At 68.1% G+C, this 18,677-nt stretch carries 19 protein-coding genes; 17 read left to right on the top strand and 2 right to left on the bottom strand.

The features are described 5' to 3' along the window. Positions 1-105 precede the first annotated feature (105 nt). From MFM001_RS24135 to xerD, 11 genes are all read left to right on the top strand, one after another. Positions 106-894 carry a tetratricopeptide repeat protein gene (locus MFM001_RS24135; RefSeq protein ID WP_116377750.1) on the top strand — a complete coding sequence of 263 codons (789 nt, stop codon included), beginning with the start codon at positions 106-108 and terminating at the stop codon, positions 892-894. A gap of 1 nt (position 895) precedes the next feature. Next, positions 896-1,900, top strand: a complete 1,005-nt coding sequence (locus MFM001_RS24130) for an HAD-IIA family hydrolase (RefSeq protein WP_116377752.1) — start codon at positions 896-898, stop codon at positions 1,898-1,900. 22 nt (positions 1,901-1,922) lie between these two features. Then, complete coding sequence (locus tag MFM001_RS24680; protein ID WP_192887050.1) at positions 1,923-2,096, top strand: hypothetical protein; 174 nt, start codon at positions 1,923-1,925, stop codon at positions 2,094-2,096. 7 nt (positions 2,097-2,103) lie between these two features. Next, positions 2,104-2,907 carry a TlyA family RNA methyltransferase gene (locus MFM001_RS24125; protein WP_116377749.1) on the top strand — a complete coding sequence of 268 codons (804 nt, stop codon included), beginning with the start codon at positions 2,104-2,106 and terminating at the stop codon, positions 2,905-2,907. Then, the gene (locus MFM001_RS24120; protein ID WP_116377748.1) at positions 2,904-3,827 is read left to right on the top strand and encodes an NAD kinase; all 924 of its coding nucleotides are present in this window, start codon (positions 2,904-2,906) and stop codon (positions 3,825-3,827) included. The genes MFM001_RS24125 and MFM001_RS24120 overlap by 4 nt, the downstream gene beginning before the upstream one ends. Before the next feature lie 2 nt (positions 3,828-3,829). After that, entirely contained in the window at positions 3,830-5,605 is a 1,776-nt protein-coding gene (gene recN, locus MFM001_RS24115) for a DNA repair protein RecN (protein ID WP_116377747.1), read from the top strand. 101 nt (positions 5,606-5,706) lie between these two features. Then, complete coding sequence (gene steA / locus MFM001_RS24110) at positions 5,707-6,888, top strand: putative cytokinetic ring protein SteA (RefSeq protein ID WP_116377746.1); 1,182 nt, start codon at positions 5,707-5,709, stop codon at positions 6,886-6,888. Positions 6,889-6,892: 4 nt separating this feature from the next. Then, positions 6,893-7,834, top strand: coding sequence for a copper transporter (locus MFM001_RS24105; RefSeq protein WP_116377745.1), 942 nt, complete (start codon positions 6,893-6,895; stop codon positions 7,832-7,834). Positions 7,835-7,936: 102 nt separating this feature from the next. Then, on the top strand, positions 7,937-9,688 hold the full coding sequence (locus MFM001_RS24100; protein WP_116377744.1) for a CTP synthase: 1,752 nt from the start codon (positions 7,937-7,939) through the stop codon (positions 9,686-9,688). Next, entirely contained in the window at positions 9,681-10,304 is a 624-nt protein-coding gene (locus tag MFM001_RS24095) for an NUDIX hydrolase (protein ID WP_116377743.1), read from the top strand. Before MFM001_RS24100 ends, MFM001_RS24095 begins: the two co-directional genes overlap by 8 nt. Beyond that, on the top strand, positions 10,301-11,248 hold the full coding sequence (gene xerD / locus MFM001_RS24090) for a site-specific tyrosine recombinase XerD (RefSeq protein ID WP_116377742.1): 948 nt from the start codon (positions 10,301-10,303) through the stop codon (positions 11,246-11,248). Before MFM001_RS24095 ends, xerD begins: the two co-directional genes overlap by 4 nt. Here xerD and MFM001_RS24085 read toward each other — a convergent pair whose 3' ends face one another. Further along, the gene (locus MFM001_RS24085) at positions 11,249-12,001 is read right to left on the bottom strand and encodes an O-methyltransferase (protein ID WP_116377741.1); all 753 of its coding nucleotides are present in this window, start codon (positions 11,999-12,001) and stop codon (positions 11,249-11,251) included. A 120-nt stretch (positions 12,002-12,121) separates the two neighbouring features. On the opposite strand from MFM001_RS24085, the gene MFM001_RS24080 reads away from it, so the two are divergent. The 6 genes from MFM001_RS24080 to der are packed head-to-tail and all read left to right on the top strand — an operon-like array spanning position 12,122 to position 17,264. Continuing rightward, the gene (locus MFM001_RS24080) at positions 12,122-12,985 is read left to right on the top strand and encodes a ParA family protein (protein WP_116377740.1); all 864 of its coding nucleotides are present in this window, start codon (positions 12,122-12,124) and stop codon (positions 12,983-12,985) included. Beyond that, a complete protein-coding gene (locus MFM001_RS24075; protein WP_116377739.1) occupies positions 12,982-13,785 on the top strand; it encodes a segregation/condensation protein A in 804 nt (267 codons plus the stop codon). The genes MFM001_RS24080 and MFM001_RS24075 overlap by 4 nt, the downstream gene beginning before the upstream one ends. Next, positions 13,782-14,471 (top strand): SMC-Scp complex subunit ScpB, encoded by a 690-nt coding sequence (gene scpB / locus MFM001_RS24070; protein ID WP_116377738.1) that lies wholly within the window; start codon positions 13,782-13,784, stop codon positions 14,469-14,471. Before MFM001_RS24075 ends, scpB begins: the two co-directional genes overlap by 4 nt. Next, complete coding sequence (locus tag MFM001_RS24065; RefSeq protein WP_116377737.1) at positions 14,468-15,211, top strand: pseudouridine synthase; 744 nt, start codon at positions 14,468-14,470, stop codon at positions 15,209-15,211. Before scpB ends, MFM001_RS24065 begins: the two co-directional genes overlap by 4 nt. After that, positions 15,208-15,888, top strand: a complete 681-nt coding sequence (gene cmk / locus MFM001_RS24060; RefSeq protein WP_116377736.1) for a (d)CMP kinase — start codon at positions 15,208-15,210, stop codon at positions 15,886-15,888. Before MFM001_RS24065 ends, cmk begins: the two co-directional genes overlap by 4 nt. After that, positions 15,885-17,264, top strand: coding sequence for a ribosome biogenesis GTPase Der (gene der, locus MFM001_RS24055; protein WP_116377735.1), 1,380 nt, complete (start codon positions 15,885-15,887; stop codon positions 17,262-17,264). The genes cmk and der overlap by 4 nt, the downstream gene beginning before the upstream one ends. On the opposite strand, the gene MFM001_RS24050 is transcribed toward der, so the two are convergent. After that, positions 17,256-18,632 carry an HNH endonuclease signature motif containing protein gene (locus MFM001_RS24050; RefSeq protein WP_116377751.1) on the bottom strand — a complete coding sequence of 459 codons (1,377 nt, stop codon included), beginning with the start codon at positions 18,630-18,632 and terminating at the stop codon, positions 17,256-17,258. The two genes, der and MFM001_RS24050, sit on opposite strands and share 9 nt — an antisense overlap. Positions 18,633-18,677 lie beyond the last annotated feature (45 nt).

Here is an 18,677-nt window from a genome sequence, read left to right as displayed (position 1 = left end):
AAGGTGCCCTTTTTTAATTGACAGAAATTGCGTTTCAGCGGTGGTTAATTATGGCGTCGTTGAATGGACCCGTATCCTTTATCGCAGGTACGCAACCGGAGGTGAATGGCACGAGTGGACACGCACAACGGCAGGGAAGAACGGGGGCCGCGGCGCGGACCGCGCGGGCCCCGTTCGGGTCCGGGCCGAGCGCGCAGAGCCCAGCCGCAACCCTCGTCCGAAGACGGCGCGCGCGCCGCGCCGCCGGTCCCGCCCGACATCGAGCCACGCCAACTCGCGCCCGAAATCCGGCGTGAACTCAGCACTTTGGACCGCGCCACCGCCGATGCCGTGGCCCGCCACCTAGTCGCTGCCGGCGAGCTGCTCGACGACGACCCGCAAGCCGCACTGGAGCATGCGCGGGCGGCCCGCGCTCGCTCCGGTCGCATCGCAGCGGTCCGCGAAGCGGTCGGGATCGCGGCTTACCACTGCGGAGACTGGGCGCAAGCCCTGGCCGAGCTGCGGGCAGCCCGCCGGATGGGCAGCAAGTCGCCGCTACTTGCGCTGATCGCCGATTGCGAACGCGGTCTCGGGCGGCCCGAGCGCGCCGTCGAGTTGGCGCGCGGCCCCGAAGCGGCGCAGCTCAGCGGCGACGACGCCGACGAACTACGCATCGTCGCCGCCGGCGCCCGCGCCGACCTCGGCCAGCTCGAACAGGCGCTGCTGGTGCTGTCCACCCCGCAACTCGACCCGGCGCGCACCGGGACCACCGCCGCGCGGCTGTTCTACGCCTACGCCGACACCCTGCTGGCCCTCGAGCGCGGCGACGAGGCGCTGCAGTGGTTCCTGCGCGCGGCGGCCGCCGACGTCGATGGCGTCACCGACGCCGAAGACCGGGTCAGTGAGCTCGGCTGACGTGGGAACGCTTGCGCAGGAATATGATTGCCTGCTTCTGGATCTCGACGGGACGGTGTTTCGCGGTCACCAGCTCACCGAGGGAGCGGTGGAGTCGCTCGATAAGGCGCCCGGCCGCAAGCTGTTCATCACCAACAACGCCTCCCGCAGCGCGGACGAGGTGGCGTCGCACCTGCGTGATCTCGGCCTGGACGCCACCGGCGACGCCGTCGTCACCAGCGCGCAGACCGCCGCCCACGTGCTGGCCGATCAACTCGACCCCGATTCGAGGGTGCTGATCGTCGGCACCGAGTCGCTGGCCAACGAGATCGCCGCGGTCGGATTGCGGCCGGTGCGGCTGTCGCAGGACAACCCCGACGCCGTCGTGCAGGGCCACTCGCCGCAAACCTGCTGGACCGACCTCGCAGAGGCGGCGTTGGCCATCCGGGCCGGGGCGCTGTGGGTGGCAGCCAACGTCGATCCCACCCTGCCGTCGGAGCGGGGGCTGCTGCCCGGCAACGGGTCCATGGTGGCCGCGCTGAAAACCGCCACCGACGCCGAACCGCAAATCGCCGGCAAACCATCGCCCGCCTTGATCAAAGATGCGTTGGCGCGCGGCGATTTTCGCGCTCCGCTGGTGGTCGGCGACAGGTTGGACACCGACATCGCCGGCGCCAACGCTGCCGGGCTGCCCAGCATCATGGTGCTCACTGGCGCCAATTCCGCGCGTGATGCCGTGCACGCCATACCCGCGCAACGGCCCACCTATATCGCCCACGATCTGCGCTCGCTGCACCAGGACGCCGCCACGCTTGCGGTTGCGCCGCAGAAGGCTTGGAGCGTCCACGTCGCTGACGGAACGGCGACCGTCACCAGCCGCGCAGACGACACGGTCAAGGACGGCCTGTCGGTGGTTCGCGCCGTCGCCAGCGCGGTGTGGGAAGCGCACGTCGATGACGGTCCCGTCGAGATCGAGGCGGGCGACGACACGGCCCGCGACGCCGTGGCGCGCTGGTCTCTGGCGTAAATCGGCTAGCGTAAGGAGCGCAATGACTACCGAACCCGAGGAAATTCGCGCCCATATCGACGCCGTGCTCGCCGAATTGCCTGAGCCCGGCGACGAACACACGCTCGACGAGGCCAAACTCGAAGAAATAGCGCGCCGGCTTTCGGAGGCGCACGACACGCTGGTGCGCGCTCTGGAGATGGCGGAGAAGGGTTGAGTGCGCCGTGGCGCGGCGTGCCCGTGTTGACGCCGAGCTGGTCCGGCGCGGGCTGGCGCGATCCCGCCAGCAGGCCGCCGAACTGATCGGCGCCGGCAAGGTGAGCATCGACGGCATGCCCGCGGTCAAACCCGCCACCGCGGTCGCGGTCACCGCGACCCTGCGTGTCGCCGACGACGCCGAGCGCAGCTGGGTGTCCCGCGGCGCCCACAAACTGATCGGTGCGCTCGACACCTTCGGCATCAGCGTCGAAGGCCGTCGCTGTCTCGACGCAGGCGCGTCGACCGGGGGATTCACTGAAGTGCTGCTGGACCGCGGAGCGCGCGAAGTCATTGCCGCCGACGTCGGTTACGGCCAGCTGGCCTGGTCCCTGCGCTCGGATCCACGGGTCGTCGTCGTCGAGCGAACCAACGCCCGGGACCTGTCACCGGCGGCCATCGGCGGACCCGTCGACGCGATCGTGGCTGACCTGTCGTTCATCTCGCTGACCACCGTGTTGCCCGCGCTGGCGACATGCGCGTCGCCCGACGCCGATATCGTTCCCATGGTGAAGCCGCAGTTCGAGGTGGGCAAAGGACAGGTCGGCGCCGGCGGAGTGGTCCGCGATCCGGCGCTGCGCGCCGACGCTGTGCTCAGCGTGGCACACAACGCCGAAAAGTTGGGCTGGCGCACCGTCGGCGTCACCGCCAGCCCGCTACCCGGTCCGTCGGGCAACGTCGAATACTTCCTGTGGTTGCGCGCCGATCAAGGCATGTCGGGCGACGCGCTGGTGCAGGCGGTCCGCAGTGCGGTTAACGAGGGCCCGCAATGACAAAGGAACGCACGGTACTGATGGTGGTGCACACCGGTCGCGAGGAAGCGACCGAGACCGCGCGCCGGGTCGAGAAAGTGCTGGGCGACAACGGTATTGGGCTTCGTATGTTGTCGGCCGAGGCGGTGGACCGCGGATCACTGCACCTGGCCCCCGACGACATGCGCGCGTTGGGCGTCGACATCGACGTGGTCGACGCCGATCCGCACGCCGCCGAGGGATGTGAACTGGTGATCGTGCTCGGCGGCGACGGCACCTTCTTGCGGGCCGCCGAGCTGGCACGCAACGCAAGCATTCCGGTCCTGGGCGTCAACCTGGGCCGGATCGGCTTTTTGGCCGAGGCGGAGGCGGAGGCCATCGACACCGTGCTCGAACACGTCATTGCTCGCACCTACCGGGTGGAGGAGCGGCTGACGCTGGACGTCGCAGTGCGGGTCGGGGGACGCGTCATCGACCGCGGATGGGCGCTCAACGACGCCAGCCTGGAGAAGGGTCCGAGGCTCGGGGTGCTCGGGGTGGTTGTCGAGGTCGACGGTCGGCCGGTGTCGACGTTCGGGTGCGACGGCGTGCTGGTGTCGACGCCGACCGGATCGACCGCCTACGCGTTCTCCGCCGGCGGACCGGTGCTGTGGCCGGACCTTGAGGCAATCCTGGTGGTGCCCAACAACGCTCACGCATTGTTCGCCCGGCCGATGGTGACTAGCCCGGAGGCCACTGTCGCGATCGAAGTCGAGGCGGGTGGGCATGACGCACTGGTGTTCTGCGACGGCCGCCGCGAAATGTTGGTGCCGGCGGGCGGGCGGCTCGAGGTGACGCGGTGTGAGACAGCGGTGAAATGGGCGCGCCTGGACAGCGCGCCGTTCACCGACCGTCTGGTGCGAAAGTTCCGGCTGCCGGTTACCGGCTGGCGCGGGCAATAACCGTGCTGACCGAAATACGGATCGAGTCGCTCGGCGCCATCAGCGTCGCCACCGCCGAGTTCGACCGCGGGCTTACGGTGCTCACCGGCGAAACCGGCACTGGAAAGACCATGGTGGTCACCGGTCTGCACCTGCTCGGTGGCGCACGCGCCGACGCCACTAGGGTGCGTTCCGGCGCCGGTCGTGCCGTCGTCGAAGGTCGTTTCAGCACAGTCGATCTCGACGAGGCCGCGGCTTCGCGGATCGACGAGATCCTCGATGCGGCGGGAGCTGAGCGCGACGAGGACGGCAGCGTGATCGCGCTGCGCTCGGTCAGCCGCGACGGCCCGTCGCGCGCTTACCTCGGCGGCCGCAGCGTGCCGGCCAAGTCGCTGAGCGGCTTCACCGCGGAACTGCTTACCCTGCACGGGCAGAACGATCAGCTGCGTCTGATGCGCCCCGACGAGCAACGGGCAGCGCTGGACCGGTTTGCCGACGTCGGTGCGCGCCTGGAGCGCTACCGCAAACTGCGCGACGCGTGGCTGTCGGCGCGGCGCGATCTGGTCGACCGCAGCGACCGGGCGCGCGAATTGGCGCAGGAGGCCGATCGGCTGAAGTTCGCCCTGCACGAGATCGACGCGGTGGACCCGGCGCCCGGCGAGGACGACGTGCTGATCGACGACATTCGCCGGCTCTCCGAACTGGATGCGTTGCGGGAGGCGGCCGCCGGTGCGCGTGCGGCGTTGTCCGGAGCGGCCGAGGACAGCGCGGAATCCGGGCCCGCGTCGGCGTCGGATTGCCTGGCCCGGGCCAAGGCGGCACTGGAGTCGACAGACGACACCACGCTGCGCGGGCTGGCCGACCAACTCGACGAGGCGCTGACAGTGGTCGCCGACGCCGCCCGCGAGCTGGGCGGCTACTTGAGCGAACTTCCCGCCGACGCCAGCGCACTGGACACCAAGCTGGCCCGTCAGGCCGAGCTTCGCACACTGACCCGCAAGTACGCCGCCGACATCGACGGGGTGCTGGCCTGGGCCCGCGAATCGCGAGAGCGGTTGGCCCACTTGGATGTATCCGAAGAAGCTCTGACCGGTCTGCAGCGCCGCGTCGACGAATTGGCAGCCCAATTAGCCAGTGCTGCAACCGATCTCAGCAAATCTCGCGGCCAAGCGGCCAAGCGGCTGGCCAAGGCGGTCACCGCTGAGCTGTCCGGCCTGGCAATGGCCGACGCCGAATTCACGATCTCGGTGACCACCCTGTCGGCCGGCGACGACGACGCCGCGGCGGTGACGCTGCCCTCCGGAGCGCGGGTGCACGCTGGCAGCGACGGCATCGACCAGGTCGAGTTCGGCTTCGCCGCGCACCGCGGCATGACGGTGCTGCCATTGGCGAAAAGTGCTTCGGGCGGCGAGTTGTCGCGGGTGATGTTGGCCCTGGAGGTGGTGCTGGCGACGTCGCGGAAACAGACGGCGGGCACGACGATGGTGTTCGACGAGGTCGACGCGGGAGTCGGTGGGCGAGCGGCGGTGCAGATCGGTCGCCGGCTGGCGCGGTTGGCTGGCAGCCAGCAGGTGATCGTGGTGACGCACCTGCCGCAAGTGGCCGCCTACGCCGACGTACACCTGATGGTGGACAGCACCGGGCGGGACGGCGCCAGCGGCGTGCGGCGCCTCGACGGCGACGAACGGGTGGCCGAGTTGGCCCGGATGCTGGCCGGGCTCGGTGAGTCCGACAGCGGCCGCGCCCACGCGCGCGAACTGCTCGAAGCCGCTCAATGTGATCGGATCGCGACCTCCTGACAACTTTTTCGTTGTGACAGATGTGACACGATACAACTTCTGAGTCTCCTGTTACGGCGCGCCTCCACCTCCGAGCGCTGGTTCACCGACAGAATCGCCGCATGAGGATGACAGCGCTTTTGTCCCGTAACACCGAGCGGCCCGGTGTCGTCGGCACCGCCCGAGTCGACCGCGACATCGACCGGCTGCTGCGACGCGTATGCCCCGGCGACATCGTGGTGCTCGACGTGTTGGACCTGGACCGGATCACCGCCGACGCGCTCGTCGACGCGGAGATCGCGGCCGTCGTCAACGCGTCCCCCTCGGTGTCGGGGCGCTATCCCAACCAGGGCCCAGAGGTGTTGGTGGCCAACGGCGTCACGCTCATCGACGAGACCGGACCCGAGGTCTTCAAGAAGGTCAAGGACGGCGCCAAGATCCGGCTGTACAACGGCGGGGTCTACTCCGGCGATCGCCGGCTGGTCCGCGGCACCGAGCGCACCGACCACGAGATCGCCGACCTGATGCAGGAGGCCAAGAGCGGGCTGGTTGCGCACCTGGAAGCCTTCGCGGGCAACACGATTGAATTCATTCGCAGCGAAAGCCCGTTGCTGATCGACGGAATCGGCATCCCGGACATCGACGTCGACCTGCGCCGCCGTCACGTCGTGCTCGTCGGCGACGAGCCGCACGCCGAGGACGACCTCAAGCGCCTCAAGCCGTTCATCAAGGAATACCAACCCGTGATGATCGGCGTCGGCACCGGCGCCGACGTGGTGCGCAAGGCGGGTTATCGCCCGCAGATCATCGTCGGTGACCCCAGCCAGATGAGCGTCGACGTCCTCAAATGCGGTGCGCAGGTGGTGTTGCCGGCCGACGCTGACGGCCATGCGCCCGGCCTGGAGCGCATCCAGGATCTCGGTGTCGGGGCGATGACATTCCCGGCCGCCGGTTCCCCGATGGACCTGGCGTTGCTCTTGGCCGACCATCACGGCGCCGCGCTGCTGGTGACCGCGGGACACAGCGCCAACATCGAGACGTTCTTCGACCGGACCCGTCAGCACAGCAATCCCTCGACGTTCCTCACCCGGCTGCGTGTCGGAGAAAAGCTGGTGGACGCCAAGGCGGTTGCCACCTTGTACCGCAACCGAATTTCGGGCGGCGCCATCGCGTTCCTGATACTGGCGATGTTGATCGCGGTCAGCGTCATGCTGTGGGTGTCGCGCACCGATGCGCTGGTGATGCACTGGGTGGTCGAGTACTGGAACCGCTTCTCGCTGTGGGTACAGGGCTGGGTCAGCTAGAGCCGTGATCTCCCTACGCCAACACGCGATTTCGCTGGCCGCGGTGTTTCTGGCGCTCGCGGTCGGGGTTGTCCTGGGTTCGGGCGTGCTGTCGGACACGCTGTTGTCGGGGCTTCGCGAGGAAAAGCGTGATTTGCATTCCCAGATCAACTCGCTCAACGACCAGAAGAATGCGTTGAATGAAAAGCTCACCGCGGCAAATGCTTTCGATGCCCAGATGGTGGGGCGGATAGTTTACGACGCGCTGGCCGGCAAATCCGTCGTCGTCTTCCGCACCCCGGACGCGCACGACGACGACGTCGAGGCGGTGTCGAAGATCGTCGGCCAGGCCGGGGGAGCGGTCAGCGGCACAGTGGCCTTGACCCAGGAGTTCGTCGATGCCAACTCCGCGGAGAAGCTGCGTTCGGTGGTGAACTCGTCGATCGTGCCGGCGGGCACCCAGTTGAGCACCAAGCTGGTCGACCAGGGTTCGCAGGCCGGCGACCTGCTGGGCATCGCGTTGCTAATCAACCGCGATCCGGCGGTTCTGCCGGTCGACGACACCCAGCGCGACACCGTGCTGGCGGCACTGCGCGACACCGGCTTCATCGCTTACCGAGACCAACACATCGGCGCGTCGAATACCGCGCTGGTGATCACCGGCGGCAGCCTCGGCGACGACGCCGGCAACCAGGGCGCCACCGTGGCACGGTTCGCCGCGGCGCTGGCCCCGCACGGTTCCGGGGTGGTGCTGGCCGGCCGCGACGGGTCGTCGGTCGGAACGGCTGCGGTCGCGGTGGCCCGCGCCGATGCGGGCGTCGCCGCCGCGATCAGCACCGTCGACGACGTGGACGCCGAACCCGGGCGTATCACCGCCATCCTGGGCCTGGCCGACCTGATCAACGGGGGACACACCGGTCAGTACGGCATCGGTCACGGCGCAGGCGCTCTCACCGTCGCGCAGTAGTCATTGCCGGGCGTGTCAGCAACCCGCCCGCGAGGTCAGTGTTAGGGTGGGGTTCCGTGGGTCGGAAGCCAACCCTGCGCCGTCTTCACGGAGGTTGCTCTCTTGCGTAAGCATCCGCAAACCGCCACCAAGCACCTCTTCGTCAGCGGCGGCGTCGTTTCCTCGCTGGGCAAAGGGTTGACCGCCAGCAGCCTGGGACAGTTACTGACTGCGCGCGGGTTGCAGGTGACGATGCAAAAACTCGACCCCTACCTCAACGTCGACCCGGGCACCATGAACCCGTTCCAGCACGGCGAGGTCTTCGTCACCGAAGACGGGGCCGAAACCGACCTCGACGTCGGGCACTACGAGCGCTTCCTCGACCGCGACTTGTCCGGCTCAGCGAATGTCACTACCGGACAAGTGTATTCGTCGGTGATCGCCAAGGAACGCCGCGGCGAGTACCTGGGTGACACCGTCCAGGTGATCCCGCATATCACCGACGAGATCAAGAGCCGGATCCTGGCGATGGCCAAACCGGACGCCGACGGCAACCGTCCGGATGTCGTGATCACCGAAATCGGCGGCACCGTAGGCGATATCGAGTCGCAGCCGTTCCTGGAGGCGGCCCGCCAGGTGCGTCATGACCTCGGCCGGGAGAACGTTTTCTTCCTGCATGTGTCGCTGGTGCCGTACTTGGCGCCGTCGGGTGAATTGAAGACCAAGCCGACTCAGCACTCGGTGGCGGCGCTGCGCAGCATCGGTATCACGCCGGACGCCTTGATCCTGCGCTGTGACCGCGATGTTCCCGAGCCTCTGAAGAACAAAATCGCGCTGATGTGTGACGTCGACATCGACGGCGTGATCTCCACTCCCGACGCACCCTCGATCTACGACATCCCCAAGGTGCTGCACCGCGAAGAGCTCGACGCGTACGTCGTGCGCCGGCTCAACCTGCCGTTCCGCGACGTCGACTGGACCGAATGGGACGACCTGCTACGACGGGTGCACGAGCCGCAGGAGACGGTGCGAATCGCGTTGGTGGGCAAGTACATCGACCTTTCCGACGCCTACCTATCGGTCACCGAGGCGCTGCGCGCCGGCGGGTTCAAGCACCACGCGAAGGTCGAGATGCGCTGGGTAGCCTCCGACGACTGCGAAACCGCAAACGGCGCGGCGACGGCACTGGCCGACGTGGACGGTGTGCTGATCCCCGGCGGGTTCGGGATCCGCGGCATCGAAGGCAAGATCGGCGCGATCAGCTACGCGCGGTCCAGGGGGCTGCCGGTGCTGGGACTGTGTCTTGGCTTGCAGTGCATCGTGATCGAAGCCGCTCGCTCGGTCGGCCTGACGCAGGCCAACTCCGCGGAGTTCGACCCGGCCACGCCGGATCCCGTCATCTCCACGATGGCCGATCAGCAGGACATCGTCGCCGGTGAGGCGGATCTCGGCGGCACCATGCGGCTCGGCTCCTATCCGGCGGTGCTTGAGCCGGATTCCGTTGTGGCGCAGGCATATCATTCGACGCAGGTGAGTGAGCGGCATCGACATCGCTACGAGGTCAACAATGCCTACCGCGAGAAGATCGCCGAAAGCGGACTGAGGTTTTCCGGCACGTCACCCGATGGCCATCTGGTGGAGTTCGTCGAATATCCCGCCGACATACACCCGTTCGTCGTCGGCACCCAAGCACATCCCGAGCTGAAGAGCCGGCCCACCCGTCCGCATCCACTGTTCGCCGCGTTCGTGGGGGCGGCCCTGGACTACAAGGCGGCCGAGCGGTTGCCGGTGGAGATACCCGAGCACCGGGCCAACGGCAACGAACACCGCGACGGCGTCAACGCCCCACTAGCCGAACCCGTGACCCGTGGGTGAGCACGTCTTCGAGACCACGTCGTCCGAAACACTGCACACCGGAAAGATATTCGCGCTTCGCACCGACCATGTTCGGATGCCCGGCGGCAAAACGGTCACCCGCGAGGTGGTCGAGCACTATGGCGCGGTAGCCGCCGTCGCCCTGGACGACGACGGCAACATCCCGCTGGTCTACCAGTACCGCCACCCGTTCGGCAGAAGACTGTGGGAGCTTCCCGCCGGACTGCTCGACATCAACGGCGAGGCACCGCATCTCACCGCGGCCCGCGAACTGCGCGAAGAGGCCGGCTTGCAGGCCGAGACATGGCAGGTGCTGGTCGATCTGGACTCCACGCCCGGGTTCAGCGACGAATCGGTGCGGGTCTACCTGGCGACCGGGCTGACGCAGGTGGACCGGCCCGAGGCGCACGACGAAGAGGCCGACATGACATTGCGGTGGTTCTCTCTTGACGAGGCCGTCCGCCGGGTGTTCAGCGGTGAGATCGTGAATTCCCTTGCAGTTTCCGGGATTTTAGCCGCGCATGCGGTACAGCAAGGTGTGGCCGAGCCGCGGCCGGTGGACGCCCCGTGGATTGACAAGCCGACCGCGTTCGCCAAGCGGCAGGCCGCGCGATGACGACGTTGGCGCCGCCGCTGGAATCGCAGCTGCAGGGTTACCTCGACCATCTGACGATCGAGCGGGGGGTGGCGGCCAACACGTTGAGCTCGTACCGTCGCGACCTGCGTCGCTACTCCGAGCACCTGGCGCTACGCGGCATCGACGATTTGGCCAAGGTCACCGAGGACGACGTCAGCGACTTCCTGGTGGCGCTGCGGCAGGGAAACCCGGAAGCCGGTGTGGCGCCGCTGTCGGCGGTATCGGCGGCGCGGACGCTGATCGCCGTGCGCGGTCTGCACCGGTTCGCCGCCGCCGAGGGACTCGCCGAGTTAGACGTCGCGAGGGCCGTCAAGCCGCCGACGCCTGGCCGCCGGTTGCCCAAAAGCCTGTCCGTCGACGAGGTTTCGGCGCTGCTCGACGGCGCGGGCGGCGACGGGCCCTCGGACGGCCCGCTGACTCTGCGCAACCGGGCGCTGCTCGAACTGCTGTACTCCACGGGGGCGCGGATCTCCGAAGCGGTCGGACTCGACGTCGACGACGTCGACACCCACGACCGGTCGGTGCTGCTTCGTGGCAAGGGCGGCAAGCAGCGGCTGGTGCCGGTGGGCCGCCCGGCGGTGCAGGCGCTGGACGCCTACCTGGTGCGGGGACGACCGGACCTGGCGCGCCGCGGGCGGGGCACGCCGGCGATCTTCCTCAACGCCCGCGGCGGACGGTTGTCGCGGCAGAGCGCCTGGCAGGTGCTGCAGGACGCCGCCGAACGCGCCGGCATCAGCTCGGGCGTGTCCCCGCACACGCTGCGGCACTCGTTCGCCACGCATCTGCTCGACGGCGGCGCCGACGTGCGTGTGGTGCAGGAGCTGCTGGGCCACGCCTCGGTGACGACGACGCAGATCTACACGCTGGTGACCGTGCACGCGCTGCGCGAAGTGTGGGCCGGTGCCCACCCGCGGGCCCGGTAACTACCCCAAGTACTCCGACTCCAGCACCAGGTCCGTGATCAGGCTCTGGTATTCCAGGTGCGCCTTGTGCTCGGTGGTGTTCCACAGCGTGCCCTGCTGGCGGCGCATGTACTCGCGGTAGCGCGGCGCGCCGGGCACCTTGACGTTGTCGGCGACCACGATCGAGCCGGGATGCAGCCAGCCGCGTTCCAGGATGCTCTGCAGGTCGGTCAGGTAGGCATCCTTGTCGTGGTCGAGGAACACGAAGTCCAGCGCGCTGGCGGTAAACCCGTGCTCGGCGGCCAGCGCCTCCAGCGTGCGCCCGCCGTCGCCGATCGTGCCCACCACGCACGTCACGCGGTCGGCGACGCCGGCATGCGCCCAGATCTGCCGGGCGTTAACGGCGTTGGCTTCGGCGAGTTCGACGGAATACACCTTGGCGGCCGGGGCCGCGCGGGCGATCCGCAGCGCGCCATAGCCGCAGTAGGTGCCCAGCTCCAGCGCCAGCTTCGGGTCGGCGCGCCGGACTGCGGCGTCGAGCACCTTGCCCTTCTCGTCGCCGACGTTGATCAGCATCGACTTCTCGTAGGCGAACCGGTCGATGGTGGCCAGCACGTCGTCGATGTCGCCGGCCTTTGCGTTTTCCAGCACATAGGCGACTGCCGCGGCCTCACGTCCGTCGCCGATCTGGCCGGTCGTGGTGATGTTGCGGGTGCCGGTCGCCATCCGCCAGACCGACCACCGCAGAAACGGAATGCGTTGTTTGAGGCCCATGAGGCACCACGCTAGTCGTCGGGCGAATTCGCTGGTTACCTTGCCTGCGGGTCTTCCGGCGCGAACACGCAAAACCGCTACACTTTCCTGCGATGTCCGCCTCTACCGAACGCTCTGGGCATGACTGACGACGCCGACAGCAGCGTCGAGGTCGGCCTGACCGGGCGGCCGCCGCGGGCGATTCCCGAACCCAAACCCAAGACCGCGCACGGCCCGGCGAAGGTCGTCGCGATGTGCAACCAGAAGGGTGGCGTCGGCAAAACCACGTCGGCGATCAACCTGGGTGCCGCGCTGGCCGACTATGGCCGACGGGTGCTGCTGGTGGACATGGATCCGCAGGGCGCGCTGTCGGCGGGTCTGGGTGTGCCGCACTACGAGCTGGACCACACCATCCACAACCTGCTCGTCGAACCGCGGGTGTCGGTCGACGACGTCCTGGTCCACACGCGGGTCAAGCACATGGATCTGGTGCCGTCCAACATCGATTTGTCCGCGGCTGAGATCCAGCTGGTCAACGAGGTGGGCCGCGAGCAGACGCTGGCGCGCGCGCTGCATCCCGTGCTGGACCGCTACGACTACGTGCTGATCGACTGCCAGCCGTCGCTGGGACTGCTGACCGTGAACGGGTTGGCCGGCTCCGACGGCCTCATCATTCCCACCGAGTGCGAGTACTTCTCGCTGCGGGGCCTGGCGCTGCTGACCGACACCGTCGACAAGGTGCGCGACCGGCTCAACCCCAAGCTCGAGATCAGCGGCATCCTGATCACCCGCTTCGACCCGCGGACGGTCAACTCCCGCGAGGTGATGGCCCGGGTCGTGGAGCGGTTCGGCGACCTGGTGTTCGACACGGTCATCACCCGCACAGTCCGCTTCCCGGAGACCAGCGTCGCCGGTGAACCGATCACGACGTGGGCGCCGAAATCGGCCGGTGCCCAGGCGTACCGCGCGCTGGCACGCGAGGTTATCGCCCGGTTCGGCGCGTGAGCGATACCGAAACGGCTGCCACCGGTTTTCAAGTCAGGCTGACCAATTTCGAGGGGCCGTTCGACCTGCTGCTGCAGCTGATCTTCGCGCACCGCCTCGACGTCACCGAGGTGGCGTTGCACCAGGTCACCGACGACTTCATCGCCTACACGCGTGCGATCGGCCCGCAACTGGGGCTGGAGGAGACCACCGCGTTCCTGGTGATCGCCGCGACGCTGCTCGACCTCAAGGCGGCGCGGCTGCTGCCGTCCGGGCAGGTCGACGACGAGGAGGACCTGGCACTGCTGGAGGTGCGCGACCTGTTGTTCGCCCGGCTGCTGCAATACCGGGCGTTCAAGCACGTCGCGCAGATGTTCGCGGAGCTGGAGGCGGCCGCGCTGCGCAGCTACCCGCGGGCGGTGTCGCTGGAAGACCGGTTCGCCGGACTGCTGCCCGAGGTGATGCTGGGCGTCGACGCCGAGCGCTTCGCGCAGATCGCCGCCACCGCGTTCACCCCGCGACCGGTGCCGACAGTGGCCACCGAGCACCTGCACGAGCTGATGGTGTCGGTGCCCGAGCAGGCCGGACAGCTGTTGTCGCTGCTGGAGTCACGCGGGATCGGGCAGTGGGCGTCGTTTTCCGAGCTGGTGGCCGACTGCCGGGTGCCGATCGAGATCGTCGGCCGGTTCCTGGCGCTGCTCGAACTGTATCGGGCCCGGGCGGTAGCATTCGACCAGTCAGAACCGCTTGGTGTGCTCCAGGTTTCATGGACCGGAGAACGGCCGACCAATGAAGACCTGGAACTGCGAGACCTCTCATGACGACCGATGATGCGCGCGATCCCGACCTGGGTATTGACGTCGCGACCGCGCCGGAGCTGCCCGACGACGAGCTGGGCGCGGTGCTCGAGGCGCTGCTGCTGGTGGTCGACACCCCGGTGACCATCGAGGCGCTGGCCGCGGCGACCGAACAACCGGTGTACCGGATCGCCGCCAAGCTGCGACTGATGGCCGACGAGCTCACCGAGCGTGACAGTGGGATCGACCTGCGCGAGGCGGGTGGTGGCTGGCGGATGTACACCCGCGCCCGCTACGCGCCGTACGTCGAGCGGCTGCTGCTGGACGGCTCGCGCTCGAAGTTGACCCCCGCCGCGCTGGAGACGCTGGCCGTGGTGGCCTACCGCCAGCCGGTGACCCGGGCACGGGTGAGTGCGGTGCGCGGGGTCAACGTCGACGCCGTCATGCGCACGCTGCTGGCCCGCGGCTTGATCACCGAAGCCGGCACGGATCCCGATACCGGCGCTGTCACGTTCGCGACCACCGAGCTGTTTTTGGAACGGCTCGGGTTGTCGTCGCTGGCCGACCTGCCGGACATCGCGCCGCTTCTTCCGGATGTCGACATGATCGACGATTTGAGCGAATCACTGGACGAGGAGCCACGTTTCGTCAAACTGGCCGGTGCGCCCGAGGCGGATCAGTCGCTGTCGTTCGACGTGGACCAGGAATGACCGACGGTGTGCGCCTGCAGAAAGTGTTGTCGCAGGCTGGAATTGCGTCGCGGCGAGTCGCGGAGAGGATGATCACCGACGGCCGCGTCGAGGTCGACGGGCAGCTGGTGACCGAGTTGGGCACCCGGGTCGATCCGGACGTGTCGGTGATCCGCGTCGACGGTGCGCGGATCGTGCTCGACGATTCGATGGTGTATCTGGCGCTCAACAAGCCGCGCGGCGTGCACTCGACGATGTCGGACGATCGCGGCCGGCCCTGCATCGGCGATCTCGTCGAGCATCGGGTGCGCGGCAAGCAGAAGCAGCAGCTTTTCCACGTCGGGCGGTTGGACGCCGACACCGAGGGCCTGATCCTGTTGACCAATGACGGCGAACTGGCGCACCGGCTGATGCATCCCTCCTTTTGCGTGCCCAAGACGTACGTCGCGACGGTCGGCGGGTCGGTGCCGCGCGGGCTGGGCAAGAAGCTGCGCGCGGGAATCGAATTGGACGACGGACCGGCGTCCGTCGACGATTTCGCGGTTGTCGACACCGTACCGGGCAAGACTTTGGTGCGGGTCACCCTGCACGAAGGACGCAAACGAATCGTACGACGGCTGTTGGCTGCCGCAGGTTTCCCAGTGCAGGCGCTGGTACGAACCGATATTGGCGCGGTGTCGCTGGGGCAGCAGCGGCCGGGGAGCGTCAGGGCGTTGGGCCGCAACGAAGTCGGCGAACTCTATCGGGCGGTCGGACTGTGAGTGTGGTCGTTGCGGTGGACGGTCCGGCCGGGACCGGAAAGTCTTCGGTGTCAAGAGGTTTGGCGCGCGCGTTGAATGCGCGCTATTTGGATACCGGCGCGATGTACCGGATCGTGACGCTGGCGGTGTTGCGGGCGGGAGTCGACCCTGTCGATGGGGCGGCGGTCGGGGACGTCGCCGCCGGGGTGCAGTTGTCAGTGGGCTACGACCCGGACGAGGATCGCTGTTGCCTTGACTCGGAAGATGTTTCGGCCGAGATCCGCGGCGACGAGGTAACCGGGGCGGTCTCGGCAGTGTCGTCTGTTCCGGCGGTTCGGGCCCGGCTGGTAGATCTGCAGCGTGCGCTGGCGAACGGGGGGGACAGCATCGTGGTGGAAGGTCGCGACATCGGGACCGTGGTGCTGCCGGACGCCGACGTGAAGATCTTCCTGACGGCGTCGGCGGAGACCCGTGCGCGGCGGCGCAATGACCAGAACATCGCCGCGGGTCTGCCCGACGACTACGACGGCGTGCTGGCCGACGTGCGCCGCCGCGATCATCTCGATTCGACGCGGGCGGTGTCGCCGTTGCGGGCAGCGGACGATGCGGTGGTCGTCGACACCAGCGAGATGACCGAAGCCGAGGTGGTCGCTTATCTGCTGGAGTTGGTCGAACAGCGAAGTGAGGCGGTCCGGTGACGCGTGCCGACGGCACCTGGAGCGACGAAAGCGACTGGGACATCGAGGCTTCCGGTCCGCCGCCGGTGGTGGCGGTGGTGGGCCGGCCCAATGTCGGCAAGTCGACGTTGGTCAACCGGATCCTGGGCCGGCGCGAGGCGGTGGTGCAGGACGTACCCGGTGTGACGCGCGACCGGGTGTCCTACGACGCGCTGTGGACCGGGCGGCGCTTCGTCGTACAGGACACCGGCGGCTGGGAGCCCGACGCCAAGGGCCTGCAGCAGCTGGTCGCCGAGCAGGCGGCGGTGGCGATGCGCACCGCCGACGCGGTGATCCTGGTGGTGGACGCGGTGGTGGGTGCGACCGCCGGCGACGACGCCGCGGCACGCATCCTGCGCCGTGCCGGCAAGCCAGTGTTCTTGGCCGCCAACAAGGTTGACGGCGAGCGGGGCGAGGCAGACGCCGCCGCGCTGTGGTCGTTGGGGCTGGGACAGCCGTATGCGATCAGCGCGATGCACGGCAGGGGAGTGGCCGATCTCCTCGACGACGTGGTTGCGGCGCTGCCGCAGGTAGCCGAATCGGAGGCGACGTCCGGCGGGCCGCGGCGGGTGGCGCTCGTCGGAAAGCCCAATGTCGGTAAGAGTTCACTGCTGAACCGGCTGGCGGGGGATGAGCTGGCGGTGGTGCACGAGGTCGCCGGTACGACGGTCGACCCGGTGGATTCGCTGATCGAAATGAACGGCAAGGTCTGGCGTTTCGTCGACACTGCCGGGTTGCGCCGCAAGGTGGGGCAGGCCAGCGGACACGAGTTCTACGCCTCGGTGCGCACCCACGGCGCTATCGATGCCGCCGAGGTGGTGATCGTGCTGATCGACGCGTCGGTGCCGCTGACCGAGCAGGACCAGCGGGTGCTGTCCATGGTGATCGAGGCCGGGCGAGCGCTGGTGCTGGCCTTCAATAAGTGGGATCTGGTGGACGAGGATCGCCGCTATCTGCTGGAGCGGGAGATCGACCGCGAGCTGGTGCAGGTGCGCTGGGCGCAGCGGGTCAACATCTCGGCGAAGACGGGTCGGGCAGTGCAGAAGTTGGTGCCGGCGCTGGAAAGTGCTCTGGCGTCATGGGATACCCGGGTCTCGACCGGTCGCTTGAACACCTGGGTCAAAGAGGTGGTGGCCGCGACGCCGCCGCCGGTGCGCGGCGGACGGCAGCCCCGCATTCTGTTCGCCACCCAGGCCACCGCGCGCCCGCCGACGTTCGTTCTGTTCACCACCGGCTTTCTCGAGGCCGGTTATCGACGGTTCCTGGAGCGCCGCTTACGCGAGACGTTCGGTTTCGAGGGCAGCCCTATCCGAATCAACGTCCGCGTGCGTGAGAAGCGCGGAGCTCGGTCACGCTGATCCCGGTGGGTCGTGGTTGGGGTTGTAGCGTTCGGGGTGGTGGTAGTTGTTGGTGCGGGGTTGGCCGTGGTCGAGATGTGGTGGGGGGATCCATTGGGTTTGTCCGTTGGTGGATTTGGTTGTGAGCCAGCCGTGTTCGGCGATGTCGTTGTCGGGTTTGCAGGCTAGGGTGAGGTTGGTGATGTCGGTGGGTCCGCCGCGGGCCCAGCTGTGGAGGTGGTGGGCTTCGGTCCAGTAGCCGGGTGTGTCGCAGTTGGGCCGGGTGCAGCCGCGATCTTTCGCGTAGAGCACGATGCGTTGGTCGGGTGAGGCGATGCGTTTGGTGCGGCCCAGATATAGCGGGCGGCTGTCGTGGTTGTCGAAGATGGCTAGGTAGTGGTGGGCGTGGCTGGCCAGGCGGATCAGATCGGGCATGGGTAGCAGGGTGCCGCCGGCGGTGAGGGCGTGTCCGCTGGCCGCGGTGAGTTCGGCCAGGGTGGTGGAGACGATGACGGTGACGGGCAGGCCTTTGTGGGTGCCGAGTTTGGGGTCGCCGAGTTGGCCGCGCACTAGGGCGTTAAGCGCGTCGTGTTGGCGTTGGGCATGGCCGCGGGCGTCGGTGTGGGCCAGTTCCTCGGCCGGCTCGCCGGCAGTGCAGGGTTGGGGGTCGTCGGGGTTGCACATGCCGGGGGCGGCGAAGCGGGCGAACCAGGCTTCCAGGTTGGCGCGCAGCTCGGGGGTGGCGGTTAGTTTGGCGATGCTCATGCCGTCGCGGCGTTGCGGTGCCCAGCTAAAACCACGCTGGCGGGCCCTATCTTCGTCGGAGAATTTGCCGTCGGGGTTGATGGTGATGGCGTAGCGCTCGGCGACTTTGGCCAGCTGATCGGGGCGCAGGGCGGTGGCTTGGTCGGCCAAAAACGCTTCGGCTTTTGTGACGATGGCCGGCGGGGTGTCGTGCGGCAGGTCGCGCATAAAGCCCTGGATGACGCGCAGGTGCTGGGAGTCGAGCTGGCCGTCGCGCCACATCAGTGCGGTGGCGGGTAGTTCGGGTGGCTGCGGTTGGCCGGTCAAGGTGGTGCGCGGGGCCAGTTGGGTGGCGTCGTGGACGCGGCGGCGGGCCTCGGCGCAGCTGATGCGCAGCCAGTCGGCGACCACTTTGTGGACCGCCCCGCCGATATCGGCCGGGACTTCCTTGGTGAGCCCGACGATGATGTCGTGGCCGGCCACGGCTTGGCGGCGTGCTGCGGTTTCCAGCCGCTCCAGGGCGCGTAAGCGTTCCGCGGGCTCGTAGCTGTCGAGGTTGAGTTCGCGGATGTGCGCCACCGCGGCGTCCAGCGCATCCAGCGCGGCAGCCAGTTGCGCCGGATCGGCCACGCATGTCGAACCCATGTTCGAAACACTACCCACGCCCACCGACCGCGTTGACTCGTCCAA

This window comes from Mycobacterium sp. MFM001 (assembly GCF_003402475.1).
GTDB lineage: Bacteria > Actinomycetota > Actinomycetes > Mycobacteriales > Mycobacteriaceae > Mycobacterium.
This window is presented reverse-complemented; position numbering and strand designations above follow the sequence as displayed.